Annotated in this window: 20 protein-coding genes and 1 pseudogene; 11 read left to right on the forward strand and 10 right to left on the reverse strand. The window is 35.2% G+C overall.

Annotation, left to right across the window (positions count from 1 at the left end):
* Positions 1-14: 14 nt before the first annotated feature.
* The 6 genes from ACQV2R_RS05035 (at position 15) to ACQV2R_RS05060 (ending at position 6366) form a co-directional block, all read left to right on the forward strand.
* Positions 15-281, forward strand: coding sequence for a co-chaperone GroES (locus ACQV2R_RS05035; protein WP_428874005.1), 267 nt, complete (start codon positions 15-17; stop codon positions 279-281).
* Between the two features lie 51 nt (positions 282-332).
* Positions 333-1949, forward strand: a complete 1617-nt coding sequence (gene groL / locus ACQV2R_RS05040) for a chaperonin GroEL (protein WP_428875134.1) — start codon at positions 333-335, stop codon at positions 1947-1949.
* Between the two features lie 237 nt (positions 1950-2186).
* Positions 2187-4067 (forward strand): polysaccharide biosynthesis protein, encoded by a 1881-nt coding sequence (locus ACQV2R_RS05045; RefSeq protein WP_428891897.1) that lies wholly within the window; start codon positions 2187-2189, stop codon positions 4065-4067.
* A gap of 1 nt (position 4068) precedes the next feature.
* On the forward strand, positions 4069-4815 hold the full coding sequence (locus ACQV2R_RS05050) for a YveK family protein (RefSeq protein ID WP_428891898.1): 747 nt from the start codon (positions 4069-4071) through the stop codon (positions 4813-4815).
* Position 4816: 1 nt separating this feature from the next.
* The gene (locus ACQV2R_RS05055) at positions 4817-5575 is read left to right on the forward strand and encodes a CpsD/CapB family tyrosine-protein kinase (protein ID WP_428891899.1); all 759 of its coding nucleotides are present in this window, start codon (positions 4817-4819) and stop codon (positions 5573-5575) included.
* Positions 5576-5580: 5 nt separating this feature from the next.
* Positions 5581-6366, forward strand: a complete 786-nt coding sequence (locus tag ACQV2R_RS05060) for a tyrosine-protein phosphatase (protein ID WP_428875138.1) — start codon at positions 5581-5583, stop codon at positions 6364-6366.
* Positions 6367-6435: 69 nt separating this feature from the next.
* On the opposite strand, the gene ACQV2R_RS05065 is transcribed toward ACQV2R_RS05060, so the two are convergent.
* A complete protein-coding gene (locus tag ACQV2R_RS05065) occupies positions 6436-6951 on the reverse strand; it encodes a hypothetical protein (protein ID WP_428875139.1) in 516 nt (171 codons plus the stop codon).
* 288 nt (positions 6952-7239) lie between these two features.
* Between ACQV2R_RS05065 and ACQV2R_RS05070 the strand changes: the two genes are divergently transcribed.
* Positions 7240-9186, forward strand: a complete 1947-nt coding sequence (locus ACQV2R_RS05070) for a LysM peptidoglycan-binding domain-containing protein (RefSeq protein ID WP_428891900.1) — start codon at positions 7240-7242, stop codon at positions 9184-9186.
* A gap of 72 nt (positions 9187-9258) precedes the next feature.
* Here the strand turns inward: ACQV2R_RS05070 and ACQV2R_RS05075 are convergent, their stop codons facing one another.
* The 3 genes from ACQV2R_RS05075 to ACQV2R_RS05085 all read right to left on the reverse strand — a co-directional run bounded on the left by ACQV2R_RS05075 (position 9259) and on the right by ACQV2R_RS05085 (position 11779).
* A complete protein-coding gene (locus ACQV2R_RS05075; protein ID WP_428891901.1) occupies positions 9259-10521 on the reverse strand; it encodes an NAD(P)/FAD-dependent oxidoreductase in 1263 nt (420 codons plus the stop codon).
* Between the two features lie 95 nt (positions 10522-10616).
* Positions 10617-11180, reverse strand: coding sequence for a hypothetical protein (locus tag ACQV2R_RS05080; protein ID WP_428875142.1), 564 nt, complete (start codon positions 11178-11180; stop codon positions 10617-10619).
* Between the two features lie 68 nt (positions 11181-11248).
* On the reverse strand, positions 11249-11779 hold the full coding sequence (locus tag ACQV2R_RS05085; RefSeq protein ID WP_428874017.1) for a 3H domain-containing protein: 531 nt from the start codon (positions 11777-11779) through the stop codon (positions 11249-11251).
* Positions 11780-11986: 207 nt separating this feature from the next.
* On the opposite strand from ACQV2R_RS05085, the gene rplM reads away from it, so the two are divergent.
* Positions 11987-12430 (forward strand): 50S ribosomal protein L13, encoded by a 444-nt coding sequence (rplM, locus tag ACQV2R_RS05090; RefSeq protein ID WP_428874018.1) that lies wholly within the window; start codon positions 11987-11989, stop codon positions 12428-12430.
* Positions 12431-12441: 11 nt separating this feature from the next.
* Positions 12442-12834 (forward strand): 30S ribosomal protein S9, encoded by a 393-nt coding sequence (gene rpsI / locus ACQV2R_RS05095; RefSeq protein ID WP_090289633.1) that lies wholly within the window; start codon positions 12442-12444, stop codon positions 12832-12834.
* Between the two features lie 70 nt (positions 12835-12904).
* On the opposite strand, the pseudogene ACQV2R_RS05100 reads toward rpsI, so the two are convergent.
* A pseudogene (locus tag ACQV2R_RS05100) lies at positions 12905-14071 on the reverse strand (site-specific integrase).
* A gap of 248 nt (positions 14072-14319) precedes the next feature.
* Between ACQV2R_RS05100 and ACQV2R_RS05105 the strand changes: the two are divergent.
* Complete coding sequence (locus ACQV2R_RS05105) at positions 14320-14745, forward strand: hypothetical protein (protein ID WP_428891902.1); 426 nt, start codon at positions 14320-14322, stop codon at positions 14743-14745.
* Here the strand turns inward: ACQV2R_RS05105 and ACQV2R_RS05110 are convergent.
* The 5 genes from ACQV2R_RS05110 to ACQV2R_RS05130 all read right to left on the reverse strand — a co-directional run bounded on the left by ACQV2R_RS05110 (position 14716) and on the right by ACQV2R_RS05130 (position 17571).
* Positions 14716-15528 carry a hypothetical protein gene (locus ACQV2R_RS05110; protein ID WP_428891903.1) on the reverse strand — a complete coding sequence of 271 codons (813 nt, stop codon included), beginning with the start codon at positions 15526-15528 and terminating at the stop codon, positions 14716-14718. The two genes, ACQV2R_RS05105 and ACQV2R_RS05110, sit on opposite strands and share 30 nt — an antisense overlap.
* 87 nt (positions 15529-15615) lie before the next feature.
* Positions 15616-16269: a hypothetical protein gene (locus ACQV2R_RS05115; RefSeq protein ID WP_428891904.1), complete on the reverse strand. Its 654-nt coding sequence runs from the start codon at positions 16267-16269 to the stop codon at positions 15616-15618.
* Between the two features lie 73 nt (positions 16270-16342).
* Positions 16343-16840, reverse strand: coding sequence for a hypothetical protein (locus tag ACQV2R_RS05120; protein WP_428891905.1), 498 nt, complete (start codon positions 16838-16840; stop codon positions 16343-16345).
* Complete coding sequence (locus ACQV2R_RS05125) at positions 16837-17238, reverse strand: ImmA/IrrE family metallo-endopeptidase (protein ID WP_428891906.1); 402 nt, start codon at positions 17236-17238, stop codon at positions 16837-16839. The genes ACQV2R_RS05120 and ACQV2R_RS05125 overlap by 4 nt, the downstream gene beginning before the upstream one ends.
* Positions 17239-17250: 12 nt before the next feature.
* Positions 17251-17571, reverse strand: a complete 321-nt coding sequence (locus ACQV2R_RS05130; protein ID WP_428891907.1) for a helix-turn-helix domain-containing protein — start codon at positions 17569-17571, stop codon at positions 17251-17253.
* A 301-nt stretch (positions 17572-17872) separates the two neighbouring features.
* On the opposite strand from ACQV2R_RS05130, the gene ACQV2R_RS05135 reads away from it, so the two are divergent.
* Positions 17873-18373, forward strand: a complete 501-nt coding sequence (locus tag ACQV2R_RS05135; RefSeq protein ID WP_428891908.1) for a hypothetical protein — start codon at positions 17873-17875, stop codon at positions 18371-18373.
* Positions 18374-18401: the final 28 nt, after the last annotated feature.

Consider the following 18401-nt stretch of genomic DNA (forward strand, 5'->3'; position numbering starts at 1 on the left):
TTGGAGGGATTTTCATGTTGAAACCTTTAGCAAAACGTATTGTTCTAAAACCAAAGGAAGTCGAAGAAACAACAGCAAGCGGCTTTGTGTTACCTAGCTCTGCTCAAGAAAAACAACAAATTGGTGAAGTAGTATCGGTTGGTCCTGAAATAGAATCAGAAGACGGAATTAAAGTTGGCGATCAAGTTATCTATAAATCTTATTCAGCGACCGAGATTGAAGACCAAGGTGAAAAATTTATTATTATCGAATTAAAAGAAGCTTTAGCAATTATTGAATAAAAGATATTTAATAAAGAACTCAATAGAAAAAGATATAAAGGAGCGGTATAAATGGCAAAAGAATTGAAATTCTCAGAAGACGCACGTGCAGCTTTATTGCGCGGGGTAGACTTATTAGCAGATACGGTTAAAACAACAATGGGCCCTAAGGGACGTAACGTTGTCTTAGATAAGACTTACGGTTCTCCACTTATTACAAACGACGGGGTAACCATTGCGCGTGAAATAGAATTGGAAGACCGTTATGAAAATATGGGTGCTCAATTAGTGCAAGAAGTAGCTTCAAAAACCAATGATATAGCTGGAGACGGAACAACGACTGCCACTGTTTTAACTCAAGCAATTGCACGTGAAGGAATGAAGAACGTTACAGCAGGTGCTAACCCAGTTGGTATTCGTCGTGGAATTGATAAAGCAACTAAGACAGCTGTAGCAGCTTTAGAAGAATTATCACAACCTGTATCTTCTAAAGAAGCGATTGCACAAGTAGCAGCTGTATCATCAGGAGACCAAAAGGTTGGCGAATTGATTGCTGATGCTATGGAAAAAGTCGGCAACGATGGTGTAATCACTATTGAAGATTCTCAAACCATTGAGACTGAATTATCAGTTGTAGAAGGTATGCAATTCGATCGTGGTTACTTATCACAATATATGGTAACCGATAATGAAAAAATGATTTCAGATTTAGAAAATCCATATATCTTAATTACAGACCGCAAGATTTCTAACATTCAAGATGCGCTTCCAGTATTAGAAGCAGTAATGCAATCTGGCCGTCCGTTATTGATTATTGCTGAAGATGTTGAAGGGGAAGCTTTACCAACTTTAGTTTTAAATAAATTACGCGGAACTTTAAATGTAGCTGCAGTTAAAGCACCAGGATTTGGAGACCGTCGTAAAGCGATGTTAGAAGATGTTGCGATTCTTACTGGAGCTACTGTAATTTCTGAAGAATTAGGCTTTGAATTAAAAGATGCAACCATCGACCACTTAGGTTCAGCTGGAAAAGTGACTGTGACTAAAGATGACACAACGATTGTTGAAGGTGCTGGTTCATCCGAAGCTATTAAAGAACGTGTAGCTTTAATTCGTCACCAAGCAGAAGAAACTACTTCAAGCTATGACAAAGAAAAATTACAAGAACGTTTAGCGAAATTAGCTGGTGGTGTAGCAGTCATTAAAGTCGGAGCAGCAACTGAAACCGAACAAAAAGAAGTTAAATTACGTATTGAAGACGCATTAAATGCCACTCGCGCTGCTGTTGAAGAAGGAATCGTAGCGGGTGGAGGAGCAGCTTACTTAATCATTAAAGATCAAGTAGCTGCCACAGAAACAGAAACTGATGATGAAGCAACTGGGGTGAAGATTGTGGTTCGTGCTTTAGAAGAACCTGTTCGTCAAATTGCTGAAAATGCAGGTCGTGAAGGCTCAGTGATCGTCAATAAAATTATTTCTTCAAAAGAAGGAACAGGCTATAATGCAACAACAGATCAGTTTGAAGATATGATTCAATCTGGTATTGTTGATCCAACTAAGGTAACTCGTTCAGCCTTACAAAATGCTGCATCAGTAGCCGCTTTATTATTAACAACTGAAGCTGTCGTAGCTGAAATTCCTAAAGACGAACCTGAAATGCCTGCCCAACCAGGTATGGGTATGATGTAAGTCAATTAAATAAATTGATTAGGCAAACGATTTAAGGTGGTTTTAACCTTAAATCGTTTGCTCTTTTTATTTTCCTGACTATAATTAGATAGTTTTAATGAAATTTGTCCTTAAACACATTGAAAGTGCCTAATAATATAGGTAAAATGATAGAGATAATATGGCTATCAAAATTAGGACGTACTAGAGAAAGATAATGTTCTATATAGCTAATAGATTATAGTGAGGAATGAAAGCATGTTAAGAAACCAAGAGACGTTATCACTTCGTTTCGTTCAATGGGTAGAAAACCTACCTTTTGCCCACAAACGATTGATATGGGCAGTCAGTGACCTTTTAGCTTTTTGTCTAGCAACAATTGTTGCTTTAGTCATTTTTTTAGGTATATTCAAAGTCCCAATGCAGTTTTATGTGGGACATTTATTATTGTCCTTTGGTTTATATTATGCAGTCTCTAAGCATTTTAAAGTCGATTCACGTATAAAGCGCTATGCGACTATGGTCGACTTTTCGCTTTTATTTTTAATTGTTATTTTTGCCAATTTAATTTCTGGGTTGGTTTTATCTATAGTGCTTAAATGGCTCTCTTTTCGCTATTTAATTATAGTAGCAGGTCTAGCAGGGGTTGCAATCAGTGCTTTACGAATATTATGGCAATATATTTATCACACTAAAAACAGAGTCACTAATATCGATAACAAAAACAGAGAAAATATTGTATTAATTGGAGCAGGAGACGGTGGATCACTTTTTATGAATGCTTACCAACGTCATCCAAGAAACGAAAAAGTGGTTGCTATCCTAGATGAAGACCACTCTAAAATTGGTATGAATATAGGAGGCGTCGAGGTAGTAGGGGGCTTAGAACAACTTACGGAATTAACTAAGCAGTACAATATCGTAAAAGCTGTCATTGCTATTCCTTCCCTGAAACCAGAAAAATATGAAGAAATACTTCGTTATTGTAACGAATTAGGTGTGCGCGTTTATAATATGCCAAAAGTTGAAGACGTTTTATTAGGAATCCATCAACCAAAAGAATCCATGCGTGAAATTAAGATTTCAGACCTTTTGGGCCGTCAGGAAATCGAACTAGACGAAACTGCTATGAGAAAGGAATTAGAAGGGAAAACCATTCTAATAACGGGAGCAGGAGGGTCTATCGGATCTGAAATAACCCGTCAAATTTCTAAACATAATCCAGCAAAAGTTATTTTATTAGGGCATGGGGAGAACTCTATCTATCTTATCTATCATGAGATGATTAAAACTTATAACGAACGTATGATTCAATATATTCCGGTTATTGCGGATATCCAAGACTATGACCGTCTATTAGAAATATTTAAAGAATATCAACCTGATATTATCTATCACGCGGCTGCTCACAAACACGTACCTTTAATGGAAGCTAACCCGGTCGAAGCTTATAAAAATAATATTTTGGGCACATACAATGTCGCACGAGCTGTCGATCAAGCTAGAGTGTCTAAAATGGTAATGATATCTACGGATAAAGCGGTCAATCCCCCTAATATTATGGGAGCGACTAAACGAGTAGCTGAGTTAATTATCACTGGCATGAACAAGCAGTCAGCATCCCTTTATTGTGCAGTTCGTTTTGGAAATGTACTGGGCAGTCGAGGCAGTGTTGTTCCTGCTTTTAAAAAGCAAATAGCCGCTGGAGGTCCTGTGTTAGTTACAGATTTTAGAATGATTCGCTATTTTATGACTATTCCAGAAGCCAGCCAATTAGTTGTTTTTGCTGGAACTTTTGCCCAAGATGGTGAAGTTTTTATCCTTGACATGGGGGAACCTGTTAAAATTCTTGATTTAGCCAAGAAAATGATTCTCCTTTCCGGGCATACAGTTGAAGAAATCGGTATTCGAGAGTCAGGTATTCGACCAGGTGAGAAGCTTTATGAAGAATTATTGACCGGATCAGAACTTGTTGAAAATCAATTAAATGATCAAATATTTGTTGGAAAAGTTGTACCAATTCCACTACAAGAGACTTTGGAATTTGTCGAAAGTTTGAAAGAGGCGGTTCATCAGCCTAAAATTATGAAAGAAAAGATAATAAAATTTGCTAATGATAGCACACAATACGGAGGTTAACATGCAACAAGAAGAAATTAGCTTAAAAGATTTATGGAAATTATTTACTAAGCATGCTTTTAAAATATTTAGTTTAACTCTCTTAGGGATCATTTTGGCGATTGCTTTTATGATTTTATTTGTAACACCTAATTACCGCTCAACGGCTCAGCTTTTAGTGAATCAATCAGAAGAGCGAATGGGACAATCGCCTATCCAATACAGTGAATTACAAGCTAACTCACAGTTGATTAATACTTACCGCGATATTATCACGGGTGACAGTGTTCTTAATCGAGTGAGCGATGATGCCAATAAGGCTTATTCGGTAGGAGATTTAAAAGATGCTATTACGGTGGAACAATCACCAAACTCACAAGCTTTTTATGTTTCCGTTCAGCTTGAGTCCCCTCAAGCTGCTCAAAATGTTCTTTATAATGTGATTACAGTTTTTGAAGAAACAGTCAGCGATATTTATGGGGGAGAAGATACCAACATTTTTATTCTTTCTCCAGCTTCCTTTAACCCAAACCGAGTTTCTCCTAGTTTGCCAATTTATTCAATTATTGGGGCCCTAATGGGTCTGGCGATTGCCATCTTAATTATTTTATTATCCGAAATTTCTGACACAACCGTCAAAGATGATGAATTTATGGCAAGTCTAGGAATGAATGATTTAGGACATATTTATCAACTTTCAAGTAAAGAAGTGAAAAGTTCTCGTATAGCAAGTAGTAAATCACAAAAACGGACTAGAAAGAAGGTTTAGCATGTTTAATACTCGAAAGAAAAAAGAAAGTAAATTATTAAAAGATCAAGAATTTGGAATCTCTTTAATTACTTATACATCTCCTCAATCTATTAATGCGGAGCAATTCCGTGCCATCCGTACGAATATTGAATTTGCTCAAGTCGATCGGAAGCTTAAGAGTTTACTAATTTCTTCTTGTATTCCGGCTGAAGGCAAGTCGACCGTTTCAGCAAACTTAGCGGTTGTTATGGCTCAAACAGAGAAAAAGGTTTTGATTGTTGATGCGGATATGCGTAAGCCAACCCTTCATCGAACTTTTAGAATCGATAATAAAGAAGGACTGTCAACCTTAATTGCCAATCCTGAGGTCAAATTTAATCAGGTAGTTCAACATAATCCCGAAACAGGTCTTTACTTATTGCCGTGTGGACCTATTCCGCCGAACCCTTCAGAATTACTCGGTTCAGCTCGTATGACATCCATTATGCATGAGTTGAATCAATATTTTGATTTGATAATCTATGATACGCCACCTATTACTGCTGTGGCTGATCCACAAATTTTAGCAACACGTGTGGATGGTATTTTGATGGTATTACGTTATGGCTATGTTCGTCGTGAGGAAGTACGCCAAGCGAAAGAAATCTTAGATAATGTCAATGCGAATATTTTAGGATATGTTATGAATGGTGTTCCGCGTGAAGAAGGATCAGGCTATTATTCATATTATGGTTATGGTTATGGACATGATTCCGAAAAAGATAGCAAGGATGAGTAATAAAAATGATTGTTGATTTACATTCACATCTTATACCCGGAGTAGACGATGGGGCGCAAACGCTAGAAGATTCTATTTACCTAGCTAAAATGGGTCAAGAAGAAGGGGTCCAACATATTGTTTTAACCCCCCACCATCGTAATGGTCAATTTATTAATCATAAAGAGGATGTTATAAAATTTACGGACAAATTATCTGCTGATTACGAAAGAGCTGGCCTACAAGTTAAAGTGTATCCCGGTCAAGAAATACGCTTAACCAAGCAATTTATGGAAGATTATTATAATGGTGATTTATTATCTCTAGATGGATCGGACAAATATTATTTGATTGAATTTCCAACTGCTAAAGTCCCAGAATTTGCGCCTAAAATGTTATTGCAGTTAATTGATATGGGAATAACACCTTTAATTGCGCATCCAGAAAGAAATCATCAATTAGCTGAAAATTATGAGGATTTATATGACTTAATTCAGATGGGATGTTTATCACAAATCACTTCTTCTTCTTATGTGGGCTTATATGGTGAAAAATTTCAAAAAACAGCAAGAGAAATGATTGAACTTAATTTAGCACATGTTATTGCTTCTGACGTCCACCATGTGGATTTTCGACCATTTAATATGAAAGCTGCATTTAATCAACTAGAACAAGATTTTGGTCAGGCAAAGGTCGACTACTTCTTACAAAATGCTCGGGATATCTTTAACGGAGATCCCATTCATAAGTTAGAAGCTAAACACTCAAAATCAATAAGAAAAAAGAAAAAAAGATTCTTTGGACTCTTTTAAAAAACTTGATTGTCGTTTAGTAGCGACAATCAAGTTTTTTTATTTTCTAACTAAAAAGTTTATGCCTATTTATAGGCTGAAATCTACAAAGTGATTAAAAGAGTAGATAGAAGGAGGGTTATAAGGGCGATTGCTATTAAAAGATAAAGCTTGGTATCGAATGGATAAGGGATAGATAAAAGATAAGTTACGATCAGTATTTAATTGATAGTAGAAGAAGCCGTATTTGATAACCGTTTGTCGATTAGTATGATCTTCGAGTGTATTAAAATAGGAGCAATAGCGTAAATTGAGCCAAAGAAGGCTATCTAAACAACTATTAAAAGGTATGAAGAGGTGTTGGTCTTGGAGTATATTGTGTGAAATTTGTTCTAAGGATTGGTTGGAGTACCAAAAATCTCCGTTGCTATCAATGATTAGAGTATTAACATTGATATGGGCTGAACTTAAGTCGCATAAGAGTATGGGGATAATTGAATAATGAGATGGGAGGTAATGAGCTTTACTTAGCGCTTGATGAAGAAATGCAAAATAATGACGATGACACGGAGCAACTTTAATACTTATCTTAAAATTTAACGACAAGAATATCACCACCAAAAAATATTTATCAAACAAGTTGAAAATACCATATAGTAATTCTTATTTCAATAGAAAGGCGAACCAAAATAGCCACTTATATAAAATTTTATATAGCATAAGGATTCATATAAAAAAATAATAAATTGAATAGATAATCTTACTGTCGTGTTAATAATTAATGACAAAAGTATGAATCTAAAATGATTTCCGGTAGAATAACTTTGCCTGCTTATTGGGGCATGTTATACTATAGTTACTAAACAAAACTATTAAAAAAGGGGGTTCTCATAGATGAAGAAAACAATTCAACAACTGATCAATAAATCGGCTATTTGCTTGTCTGTTATCACTTTAATGGGCTTGACTCAAGCATCAGCCAATACCACCCATGTGGTCGAAAAAGGCGATACGATTTATAGCATAGCTCGTAAATATGGTTTGTCTGAACAAGACTTAATGGCTTTAAATGGCTTATCAAGTACAACTATCGATATAGGTACTCAATTGATTGTGAGTATGGATGGAGGAGACAAAAGTAGTAATCAAGAGGAGGCAGGTTATTATGTCGTAAAAAAAGGGGATACCCTCTATTCCATTGCAAATAAATTCGGTTTATCCGTCGATCAATTACGATCTTTTAATGGTCTCACAGGTAACTATATAGATGTAGGTGATCGTTTAGCTTTAAATGGTTCAAATACATCAGATCAACCAAGTCAGCCACCGGTAGTGAAAGAAGATCCAGCCACTTATGTGGTTCAAAAAGGCGACAGTCTTTATAAAATTGCTAATGCCTACGGCTTAACGGTTAGTCAGTTAAAGGCTATGAACGGGCTGTCCTCCGACTTTATTGATGTAGGGGACTTATTAGCAGTAGCTGATGGAGGAACTACTTCTGTAACACCTGGGGGGGCTAATCAAGGATCCAACAATCAAGGTTCGTATGTTGTTAATAAAGGTGATAGCCTTTATACCATTGCTTTAAGATATGGTGTGACTGTTAATCAGTTAGTGGCATGGAACGGCTTAGTTTCAGATTTAATCTATCCGGGAGATAAACTAGCAGTAACATCTAACGGATCAACTGATCTTACAAATCCCAACCGTCCAAGTCAACCGTCTTACTCATCCAATGCTTACACGGTTGTGGCGGGGGACAACTTTGATACTATTGCTCAAGCCTATGGTATGACTGGCCGTCAACTGATGGCTTTTAATGGTCGAACAGATACCATGATCTACCCTGGTGAAGTGATTTATTTACCAAGCTCAGGCTCCAATTATGTACCAAGTCAAACTAACACAACTTCTAATAACTCAACAGGTAATCAATTAACCACCACGCCAGATACATCCAGTGATTCTCAACCACAAAGCGATGGGCTAGGTATTAATAATGAAAAACCAAAGACTCTTAAAAAGGAGCCGCGCGAAGTGAATATTCGCAAACCTAAAACTTTACAAAAAGATAAAGATAAACTCACTGATCCGAGAACCAAGGCGCTAGATCCTGAAAGTATTGACTTGCCGACTCATGAAGTGACTGAAGGGGAAAAATTGGCTGATATTGCAAAGGCTAATGACATTAATGAAAATGATTTACGCCAATGGAACGGCCTCTTAAATGATGCGATTGAAGTAGGAGATATTCTTTACTTGAAGGATCCAAGCCAAGCGATTACAGTCTTTAAACAAGCTCGCCCATTAGAAGAAATTTATCCAATTAAGCATACTTTAATGGAAGACGAAAGAATTCAAGACTTATTAGAGGTTTACCCAGTAACAGAAGCTCAAATTATTGAATGGAGCGAATTAGAAGAAGGTAAAGAAATTGAGCAAGGAACAGAATTAACCCTTTCCCATCCTGAAAAGGCACCGAGTATTTATAAGGTGACTGAAGAAGATTCCTTAGAAAGTATAGCGAATCAATTCGAAGTTTCGGTTGAAGCGCTTCGTGAATGGAACGGTTTACTTGACAACGTGGTCTATATTGGTGAAGAAATTGCTGTCACTAATCCATGGGTAGACTACCATCAAGTAGCTCCTGGCGAGACACTCGAAGTTTTAGCAGACAAGTATGAAGTAAGTATTGACCAATTGAGACAATGGAACGATTTACCAGCTGAATCAATGGTTGTAAATGGCGTGTTAATTGTATCGAATCCGAAAGCTTTTGAATTAGAAGATGAAGATAAGGATAGCGACGCTGAGAGTACTGAAGAAACAAGTGCTGAATAAAAATAGATAAAGACAAAAACATCGCAAGCCTTGGCTGCGATGTTTTTTATTGCAATGAAAAATATAAACTCTTTACGAAGAAAGACTGAACCAAGCTGCGTGTTGTCCAGAAACAGCACCTGTTGCAAAAGCAGCTGTAATGTTATAGCCACCTGTATAACCATTAATGTCAATGATTTCACCACAGAAATAGAGGCCTTTCATTAATTTAGACGCCATGGTTTGAGGGGTGATTTCTTTTAAGTTAACCCCTCCACCCGTTACAAAACCTTTTTCAAGTGGTTGACTGCCATAAACAGTGAGTGGAAAAGCTTTGACTTGTTTCCACAGCGCTTCTTGAATAGAATGGTTGACTTGCTTATAAGCTGACTTTTCTTGGATTCCTACTTGTTTTTGAATCAAGCCATTTAGTTTGTCAGGTAACCATTGGCGCAGAATGTTATCAACTTGCTTTTCTCTTTGTTCTTCTGCCAGTTTCTTGAGCTCTTCATATGAAATATATGGGATAAGATCAATGGTTAGATTCGCAATTTTTTCTTGGCTTTCTTTAAGGTATAAATTGACATGGCCGGAGCATCTTAAAATAGCTGGTCCTGAATAACCAAAGTGGGTAAAAATCATATCCATTTGATGGGAAACAATTGTTTTCCCTTTTTTATCTAGTACTTTGACATTAACGTCCCTCAATGAAATACCTTGTAATGACTTGTCTTGAACAAAGGAATCGTTGGATAATAAGGGGACTTCAGTGGCATAAAAATCCGTCAAACTGTGACCAGCGTCTTTGGCCCATCGATAGCCATCTCCTGTCGAACCGGTGCGAGGATAGGCCTTGCCGCCTGAGGCTAAGATGACAGCTTTGGCAGTATATGTCGCTTTGCTGGTTTGAACACCTCTAACAGAAGCTGTTTCTTGATTATACAGAACTTCTTCAACAGGTTCACCAGCAATTACTTCAATGGCATAATGTTTCATCTCATTAATTAAACAGTCGCGAATGGTGCGCGCAGAGTCCGAAATGGGAAACATCCGCCCATGATCTTCTTCTTTTAAGCGAACACCTCGTGTTTGAAAAAAATCGATTATATCTTGTGAATCAAATTGTTCTAATACAGAATAAAGAAACTTACCATTACCTGGAATATGGTCAATGAATACTTCACGAGGTGAACGATTGGTGACATTACAGCGGCCACCTCCGGTAAGAATTAATTTGCGTCCTAATTTATAATTTTTTTCAAGTAACAGCACACGCGCGCCATTCATGCCAGCGTGGATTGCTGCCATCATTCCGCTAGTGCCTCCACCAATAACAATAACATCAGGGCGATTCATCATTTTCCTCCTCGCTAGGCATTTGTTTTGATTGTATCATAGGAAAAAAATAAAAGGCAAAGTGTTTCCACTTGCCTTTTAGTATATAGAATTTACTATACCATTGGATAGACAGGAATTTTAGCTCGTGTTGCTAATTGTTTAGCGAAATAATCACTTAAGAAATAATCAACCATGCCGTGGATAAGAGTTCCTCCACCCACTAGAACAATTAAAACATATAAGAAGTTTTCACTGGCTTGGCTAAAACCAGCTTGGGTGATCACATAGACGACGAATACTTCAGCAACCGCATGAATTAAGTTGATGATGAAAGAAAACGTCCATTTATTGCGACTTGTTGCTAACCATTGCGGTTTTTGTTGAAGCATTTTAGCGCCAACAAAAGCAAATACAACGTGCGAAGCAGCTCTTGCAACAATAATCATAGGAAAGCCAGCTAATTGAAATCCCAGACTAGTACCTAAACTTACTAAAACAGCTGTAAAAGGCGAAATAAACATGGCCATAAAAATTGCCACATGACTAGCCAAAGTATAAGAAGCGGGAGGAATCACAATTTTAAGTGGCATAACCATTGGTATGATAATACCAATTGCTGTGAGTAAGCTAGCGAACGTCAATTGGCGTGTTTTAGATAAGCGAGTAGTTTGAGACATAAGAACCTCCAAAAAATTTACTATAAAAGCAGTTTAACAACAATCTATAATGGTGTCAAGACACCTGTCTATACATAGAGGATTTTTTCTTGTGACAAAGCATTTTCGATTAGCTTAAATTCTTTTAGACTAGGCACCTGTATGGTATGTGAATGAATACCATCCGTTAAGGATGCTAACATTTCACCTTCATAAGTTGCCATACGTTCTAGAAAGGCTTCAAGATCAGCTTGCGAATGAATATGAAGGGCAGCAGACAATAAACCATAAACCGGATGCTCTATTTGCACATCAAGCACTTTACCCTGATAGGCTAATATTGTTTCTAACTCTAGCCGCATTTGACTATCATCATGACGACAAACAATCACCCCCGTATACCCCTTAGTAGCAGTATTGTTAATCGGGGAAGAAGGAATTAAATATCCCTGATTAGTGGCTAAAATTTCTACTTTATGATGGGCACGTAATAAAGCAATATCTCCAACAATTACCTGACGACTGACTTGATAACGACTAGCTAACTCATTGGCCGTTATCGCTTCGCTTTGTTCTTTTAAGAATGCTAAAATGGCTTGGCGTCTTTCTTGAGCTTTCATAAATTTCACTTCCTTTGAAATGATTATACCACGAAGGCAAATGACTGTTGATCGAAAGCAAAATAAATTTGAAGCAGTGTGAGAAAAACGCTTGACATTAGGGGTTAATAAGGAATATAATAGTTGACGGTATTGTTTACCCCACACATGAGCCCCGGAAACTCATCGTAACCGTAAACAACTAGACAAATATTGGAGGAAAACAACGTGCGTCAAACATATATGGCTAAAAAGAACGAAGTTGAACGCAACTGGGTATTATTAGATGCCACAGATATCCCATTGGGACGCCTTTCAACTGTTGTTGCATCAATCTTACGCGGAAAAAATAAACCCACCTATACCCCACACGTGGATACAGGTGACTTTGTAATCGTAATTAATGCTGAAAAAATTGCCTTAACTGGTAAAAAAGCAACAGACAAGAAATATTATAATTACTCAGGACATCCTGGTGGAATGCGTGTCACTACAGCAGGTGAAATGCGCGACAAGAAACCTACACGCTTAATCGAACGTTCAGTAAAAGGAATGTTACCAGACAACCGTTTAGGTCGCAAACAATTCACTAAACTTTTTGTCTATGAAGGTTCAGAGCATAACCATGCCGCTCAACAACCTAAAAAATTAGACATCAATACATTAATATAAGGAGGGATTAAATGGCTACAGTACAATACTTAGGAACAGGTCGTCGTAAAAACTCATCAGCACGCGTACGCTTAGTACCAGGAACTGGTGAATTCACTGTGAATGGTAAGCCTTTGGAAGAATACATTCCATTTGCTCACTTACACGAAGTAATCAACCAACCATTCAACGCTACTGAAACTTTAGGATCTTATGATGTTATTGTGAACGTAAAAGGTGGAGGCTTCTCTGGTCAATCAGGTGCCATTCGTCACGGAATCGCACGTGCATTATTAAACGTCGATCCAGACTTCCGTCCTGCATTAAAATCAGCTGGACTTCTAACACGTGACCCTCGTATGGTAGAACGTAAAAAACCAGGTCTTAAGAAAGCTCGTAAAGCTTCTCAATTCTCAAAACGTTAATCGTTATTATATCAACGTTTCAAGACACCTATCGGGTATCCGATTGGGTGTCTTTTTTTAATTGAATACGTTATTGATTTTCAGCTACGTGTTCAGCGAAAATATTACCAATTTTCTTAGCCTTTTTCTTGTTGATATGACTGTATACTTCTAATACCATTTCTGTGTTCTCATGTCCTATTCTTTCTTGAACTTCTTTTATTGGCACTCCTGCCTCAAGTAATAAACAGACGTGGGTGTGTCTAAGACCATGAACAGTTATAGGATCAATCTTAAATTGTTTTCGAATTTTCTTTAAAACGGCATAAGGATGTGACGCATATTGGAACTCATTTTTATCATTGGTGATAATGAATTGATCAGGTGAGTTGGCATTAAAGCCTAGTAAAAATAATCGCTCTCTTTGTATGTGGCGTCATTCTTTTAATAGCTTAATGGTTTCATCATCTAAAGGAATTGTTCGTTCGCCTGCAGCAGTCTTAGTTGTTTGTAAAATCTTGTTTGATTTCTTACCTTTAGCGACCGTTCTGCGAATGGATATAGTGCCATTCACTTCATCAAAGTCCGACCATTTCAAGCCACACATTTCTCCTTGTCTTATACCTGCATAAGCAATCACTCGAAACATAATATACTCTTGCGGGTTGTTCATCGCTTTGACACACTTCATAAAATGGGCCAGTTGCTCTGAATCATAATAAGGCGCTTGATATTGCTCCTCTTTTAACTTTCGTTTCCTTTTTGGTCGGATAACATCCTTCATTGGGTTTTCTTTGATAATTTTTAGGTTCACTCGTGCATACTCTAATATACGTTGAGTTAATCCAATAAGATTAGGGAACTTGGCATAATAACTGTACCAGTCATTTGTTAATTTTTGGCAGTAATGGGTAGTGATTTTATTTACATACATATTTTTAAAGTTAGGTAGTATATGCAATTCAATAACGTGCTTCTGGCTAACATAAGTGCTTTCTTTAACGGTGGTTTCGTATATAGGTAGCCACAGTTCATAAACCTGTTCAAAGGTCATGCGTTTGGCTGTTTCTACAAATCCATTTTCTTCTATTTCTGCAATTAGTTTAGCTTCTGCAATTCTTGCTTCCCGTTGGGTTTTAAATCCTCTACGAGTTGTTCGTTTTTGCTTACCAGTTAATGGATCTACTCCAAGGTAGGCTACAAATAAATAGGCTTTGGTGCCGTCTTTCTTTTGATATTCTTTAATCATTTTTTCCATTTCCTCCTTTGCCCGCCAGCGTGAGGATTAAGTAGGTACCACCTCCTTAAATGTGATATAATTGGGTACAGAAAAGACACCCTTTAATCAGGGGCTTTTCGTATTTATCAAACAGTCATCGTTTAGCTTTGGTCGGCAGGCGGTGACTTTTTTTATAATGAAGATTAGTAATTTAAATGGCAGAGGAGTCAACTTTGTATTTATTTTATAAAGACTAATGGTATAATAGAAAAAAAGGTGATGATAAAATGAGAAAAGTATTTGAGAAAGTTAATGTGTATATTTATTTTGTTATTCCCTTTTTAGTATGCCTTATTTACTATTTTTTGATGATTTCCAACTTACTTAATCTACAAGCTATAGATAATTATAACAACCATAAATTTGATTTTGTAGTCACTCTCTTAGGAACGCTTTTAACTATTTATGGTTTTATGATGATGCTTCCTGAAAATAAGTTTCGAAAGGCTTTAAGAATATATAAACACGATGAAATTATTAATAATACTATCTTTATTGGAATACTATCGTCATTAATATTTATCCTCATGTATTTAATCGGTTATGAAAGTTGGTTACATGATTTATTTTTTTTAGTAACTATTAGTGAAACCACTATTGCGACCATAAAAATTTTTAAGATTTTAAGATATAGCGCTAAGAGCGTTTCTTAATAAATCTTTAATAGAATTAGTGTCCTTTAACTGCACATTATCAATTTCGATAGTGTGTTTTTTTGTAATTATGCCTTCTACTAAATCGATAGTTTCATCATCATTTTCCAATGTCATTTCTGAGTAATTTTTAAATTTATTGACTACTTTATTAATGAAAGTATCCTTTTGATTTAATAAATCGATACACACTGTAACTTTCCTCATATCACTACTACTAATATCATAACTTTCTTTTATTGAGGCGTATTCATTTTCTGGGATTTTATCATTTTCTACGACATATTTTATTTTACTAACTGGAACCTTTGTACCTAATTTATTTTCTATATTTTCAGAAAATTTAGGAACAATGCTAACTTCCCAGTTTCCTGAGATTCTAAAGTGAGATGATAAAAATTCTTCAAGTGGTTTTTTTATATCTGGTAATCCACTACGATTTAATAATGCTATATCATTGTTTGAAAGATCAATGTAAAAATAACTGAAAGTTTCCACAAAATGTTCTAGTTCCTCAATACTATAATTCGTTTTATTTCTTGCCCTAATGTGGTCTCCTTGAGTTAAATCTTCAACTTTACCAAAACTCCCAAAAATATGATATTTGTCAAACGTTAATAATTGAAAAACTTTCTTATTTTTGACTTTAAATGTATCTGAATCGGTATATTTTTCAGAAAGAGCATGTACTTTATCTGACAAGGTCGTCTTATCATCAGTAAGTAAACTTAATTGTTTAGAATTCTCTAAAAATAGTTTATAGAACAAAATTTTTTTCCTCATATAAGCGCTCCTTTTGTTAATATAAGTTATTACTTTTACCAAACAGTCACAACTAACTCTTTCCGGGGTGGGTTGTGACTTTTTTTATTATTTATTAGCACTCTCTTCTTCAAACTTCTTAAAAAGCCCATCAGCGTATAAGTCTTCTTTGGTTTTATCTAGGCTTATTTCGGTTATTTCTGTCTGATTAATGCTGCCTCTATTAACATTATTGTCTATTATTATTAAAACAACTCTCGTTAATATTCCTAATAAATATACAACGATAAAAGGGTATGTAGGAATGAAACTTTTCCCATCGTTAAGTAAATTAAAAATCAAATAACTTATACCACCTAAAATAAATAAAAATATAGCTGATATTACGGGATGAAAAGCGATTAAAAGTACAACAAATCCTGCTAATATTAATGCACTGAATCCAGAAATAAATAAAAATAATAAAGAGATAAACCAAATAATACCACTTGAGTTCAATAACATAAAAATTGAAAGTGGAAGAATAATTATAATAAATGGAACAATACTCCAAAAATCATTTAAATCTGAAAAGTCTAATGAATCAAATGTTGTCAAATTGTAAATTTTGTTATAGGCTGCTTTATTAGGATTAGTGAACCATCCCATTCGCTTTTTTCCATATAGTGGATTGGTGGATTTGTTTTTGATTCTGATAAATTTTCCAGTATTCCTAGAAGAAACTCTTTTTTTAAAGCTAGGCTTTCTTGGTCCAATTTTCATTATTTTTCTCCTTTGATTCTTTACTAAGATTTTAAAGCTTTGCAAATAGCATAAAAGAGTTATAATTTGATTTTTATTTACTGAAATCTAAGTTTGTAATTTTATTATATAGTTCATCGAAGTTTTCCCCGTCGCTTGACATAGCAACGCAGTACAACATTTTTATTTCATAAAATCTGTTTCTTAAACCTTCTTCTGGTAAATTTTCCCTACCAGTTATGTGAGCTTTAATCTCAAAATAATTTTCCATTAAGATTTCGTTTTGATACTCTAAAATTCTTTTTTTAATATCATTTTTTTCTTTTGTTTCAGGTAGTAAAGCAGATTCTGATTCATAGTTTTTTATTTTTTCTTCAAATGAATTAGAAGCGTTTGAAACAGCCATACTAACTACATTAATAATGGAGTCTCCATCCTTATTTCCGTTTAAGTATTCTTCCATTCCATAAAAAGCAAGAAGGTCAGTGTTAATTAAATCTATTTTTTCGGACTCCCAATCATTTGCAATTATAGTTTGGGGTAAAAACATTATAGTGAACATTATGATTATGGTAAAAATTTTCTTCTTCAATCCAATTCTCCCTTCACTCGATACATTTGGACAGCTTCTTCTGCGACTTCTTCAGTAATTCCAAATTCTTCAGCTAATTCGTGTGGCATCACGCTCTCCTTCTTAACAATAAATTTTATTAATTTATCTATTGGTAGTAACTTCTTATATCCCCAATTCCTGGCCTTGCGCTCCTCTTTACCATTAAATCTGTAATCGGTTATATCTTTAGGAGTAGAGGTCTTATAATGGCCAATTTCTTCTGATAAAACACATATTGCTTTATCGAATGGCAAATCTTTATTTAAATAAACCGTCTTATCACAAATTAGGCCAGGTAGTTTGTCAGGAATATTTTTATCAAACACAAATGTTAGTTCATTATCAAATTCAGCTAACAGTTTTTCAAATGCATTCATATAATCACCCGCCTATCTTCTGTGTTTTGATTTTATAAATTCAATGTAATCTCTAATATCTTCCATCTCTTCTTCAGTGAAATCTCCGTCTATATGAGCAGCTACTAAAAAATCATCATCTTGATCTCCGTTAGCAACTTTAGGGTTATCAGTTCTACTCATTATATAATCTACCGAAACATTAAAGTAATCAGCAACAGCCTTAACTTTATCAGCAGATGGTGTACTAGTCCTCCAATTATAGATGGCTTTGTCAGACCACCCCATCATTTGAGCTAACTCTGTTAAAGATATACCTTTTTTGTCACATAAAATTTTTATACGGTCAAACATTGTTTTATCAACCTTTCTAGACCGTTACAAAAAGATTAGTATAAAATAATGAACTTAATCCTTGGCTACCAGTACAAAATATTATACTATTCTACTTGTAAGGTATTTCGTTACTAAATTTGTTACTTGTTTTTTATTAATTCGTTGGGGAACGGATATAAATTTATAAACAACGCTTATTTAGTACGCTTTAATAGTATAACATTTTATACTATTAGTCAATAAAAGTATTAAATTATAACAAATAAACTAACGAATTACCTTACATTATTAAATTTAAGAAAGGAGGAGTAAATAAGTCATGAACTATCTTGATAATAAAAGTTTTATGAGTTTAATAGAGGCTTCAATCGATTTAAGAGTAAAAGCTTTATTAAAAGATTCAGAAACCTATGGTGAAGCTATTAAAAAAGCCAAATCACACAGACTTGGGTATAAGTACGGTGAACTTGGCTCAGTTATTGATGAAGAAATAAACAAAAAAATTGTTGAAGTAAGTACGAATCAATCGATTAATTCTATAACAAAATTTAATTTTGCTCATCTTTTGGAAGAGATAGATAACCGTCTTCAGAAAGATGATTTAAAACTTCATAGAAAGGAAACTAGTATGAATGATATCAATGCACAATTTCAAATTGAAATAAAAAATGCCAATGAATTAAAAAAGCTGTTAGATAAAGCAGCAACTTTATCGAAACAGCTCAATGATGTATTAGATGAAATTAACGAAACGCATCTTCAATTTGGGTTGAAACCTTTTCCTCAAAAGCTTTACCAAGAAGAAGTTCCCAAGAATTAAAATGGGTATTTTCCTTAACGTAAGAATC

This window comes from Facklamia sp. P12937 (genome assembly GCF_050409505.1).
Classification (GTDB): domain Bacteria; phylum Bacillota; class Bacilli; order Lactobacillales; family Aerococcaceae; genus Facklamia.

Bases quoted from the DNA above. Each gene is read 5' to 3' on its own strand.
- ACQV2R_RS05035 (WP_428874005.1), top strand. From the start codon at position 15: ATGTTGAAACCTTTAGCAAAACGTATTGTTCTAAAACCAAAGGAAGTC.
- groL (WP_428875134.1), top strand. From the start codon at position 333: ATGGCAAAAGAATTGAAATTCTCAGAAGACGCACGTGCAGCTTTATTG.
- ACQV2R_RS05045 (WP_428891897.1), top strand. From the start codon at position 2,187: ATGTTAAGAAACCAAGAGACGTTATCACTTCGTTTCGTTCAATGGGTA.
- ACQV2R_RS05050 (WP_428891898.1), top strand. From the start codon at position 4,069: ATGCAACAAGAAGAAATTAGCTTAAAAGATTTATGGAAATTATTTACT.
- ACQV2R_RS05055 (WP_428891899.1), top strand. From the start codon at position 4,817: ATGTTTAATACTCGAAAGAAAAAAGAAAGTAAATTATTAAAAGATCAA.
- ACQV2R_RS05060 (WP_428875138.1), top strand. From the start codon at position 5,581: ATGATTGTTGATTTACATTCACATCTTATACCCGGAGTAGACGATGGG.
- ACQV2R_RS05070 (WP_428891900.1), top strand. From the start codon at position 7,240: ATGAAGAAAACAATTCAACAACTGATCAATAAATCGGCTATTTGCTTG.
- ACQV2R_RS05075 (WP_428891901.1), bottom strand. From the start codon at position 10,521: ATGAATCGCCCTGATGTTATTGTTATTGGTGGAGGCACTAGCGGAATG.
- ACQV2R_RS05080 (WP_428875142.1), bottom strand. From the start codon at position 11,180: ATGTCTCAAACTACTCGCTTATCTAAAACACGCCAATTGACGTTCGCT.
- ACQV2R_RS05085 (WP_428874017.1), bottom strand. From the start codon at position 11,779: ATGAAAGCTCAAGAAAGACGCCAAGCCATTTTAGCATTCTTAAAAGAA.
- rpsI (WP_090289633.1), top strand. From the start codon at position 12,442: ATGGCTACAGTACAATACTTAGGAACAGGTCGTCGTAAAAACTCATCA.
- ACQV2R_RS05105 (WP_428891902.1), top strand. From the start codon at position 14,320: ATGAGAAAAGTATTTGAGAAAGTTAATGTGTATATTTATTTTGTTATT.
- ACQV2R_RS05110 (WP_428891903.1), bottom strand. From the start codon at position 15,528: ATGAGGAAAAAAATTTTGTTCTATAAACTATTTTTAGAGAATTCTAAA.
- ACQV2R_RS05115 (WP_428891904.1), bottom strand. From the start codon at position 16,269: ATGAAAATTGGACCAAGAAAGCCTAGCTTTAAAAAAAGAGTTTCTTCT.
- ACQV2R_RS05125 (WP_428891906.1), bottom strand. From the start codon at position 17,238: ATGAATGCATTTGAAAAACTGTTAGCTGAATTTGATAATGAACTAACA.
- ACQV2R_RS05130 (WP_428891907.1), bottom strand. From the start codon at position 17,571: ATGTTTGACCGTATAAAAATTTTATGTGACAAAAAAGGTATATCTTTA.
- ACQV2R_RS05135 (WP_428891908.1), top strand. From the start codon at position 17,873: ATGAACTATCTTGATAATAAAAGTTTTATGAGTTTAATAGAGGCTTCA.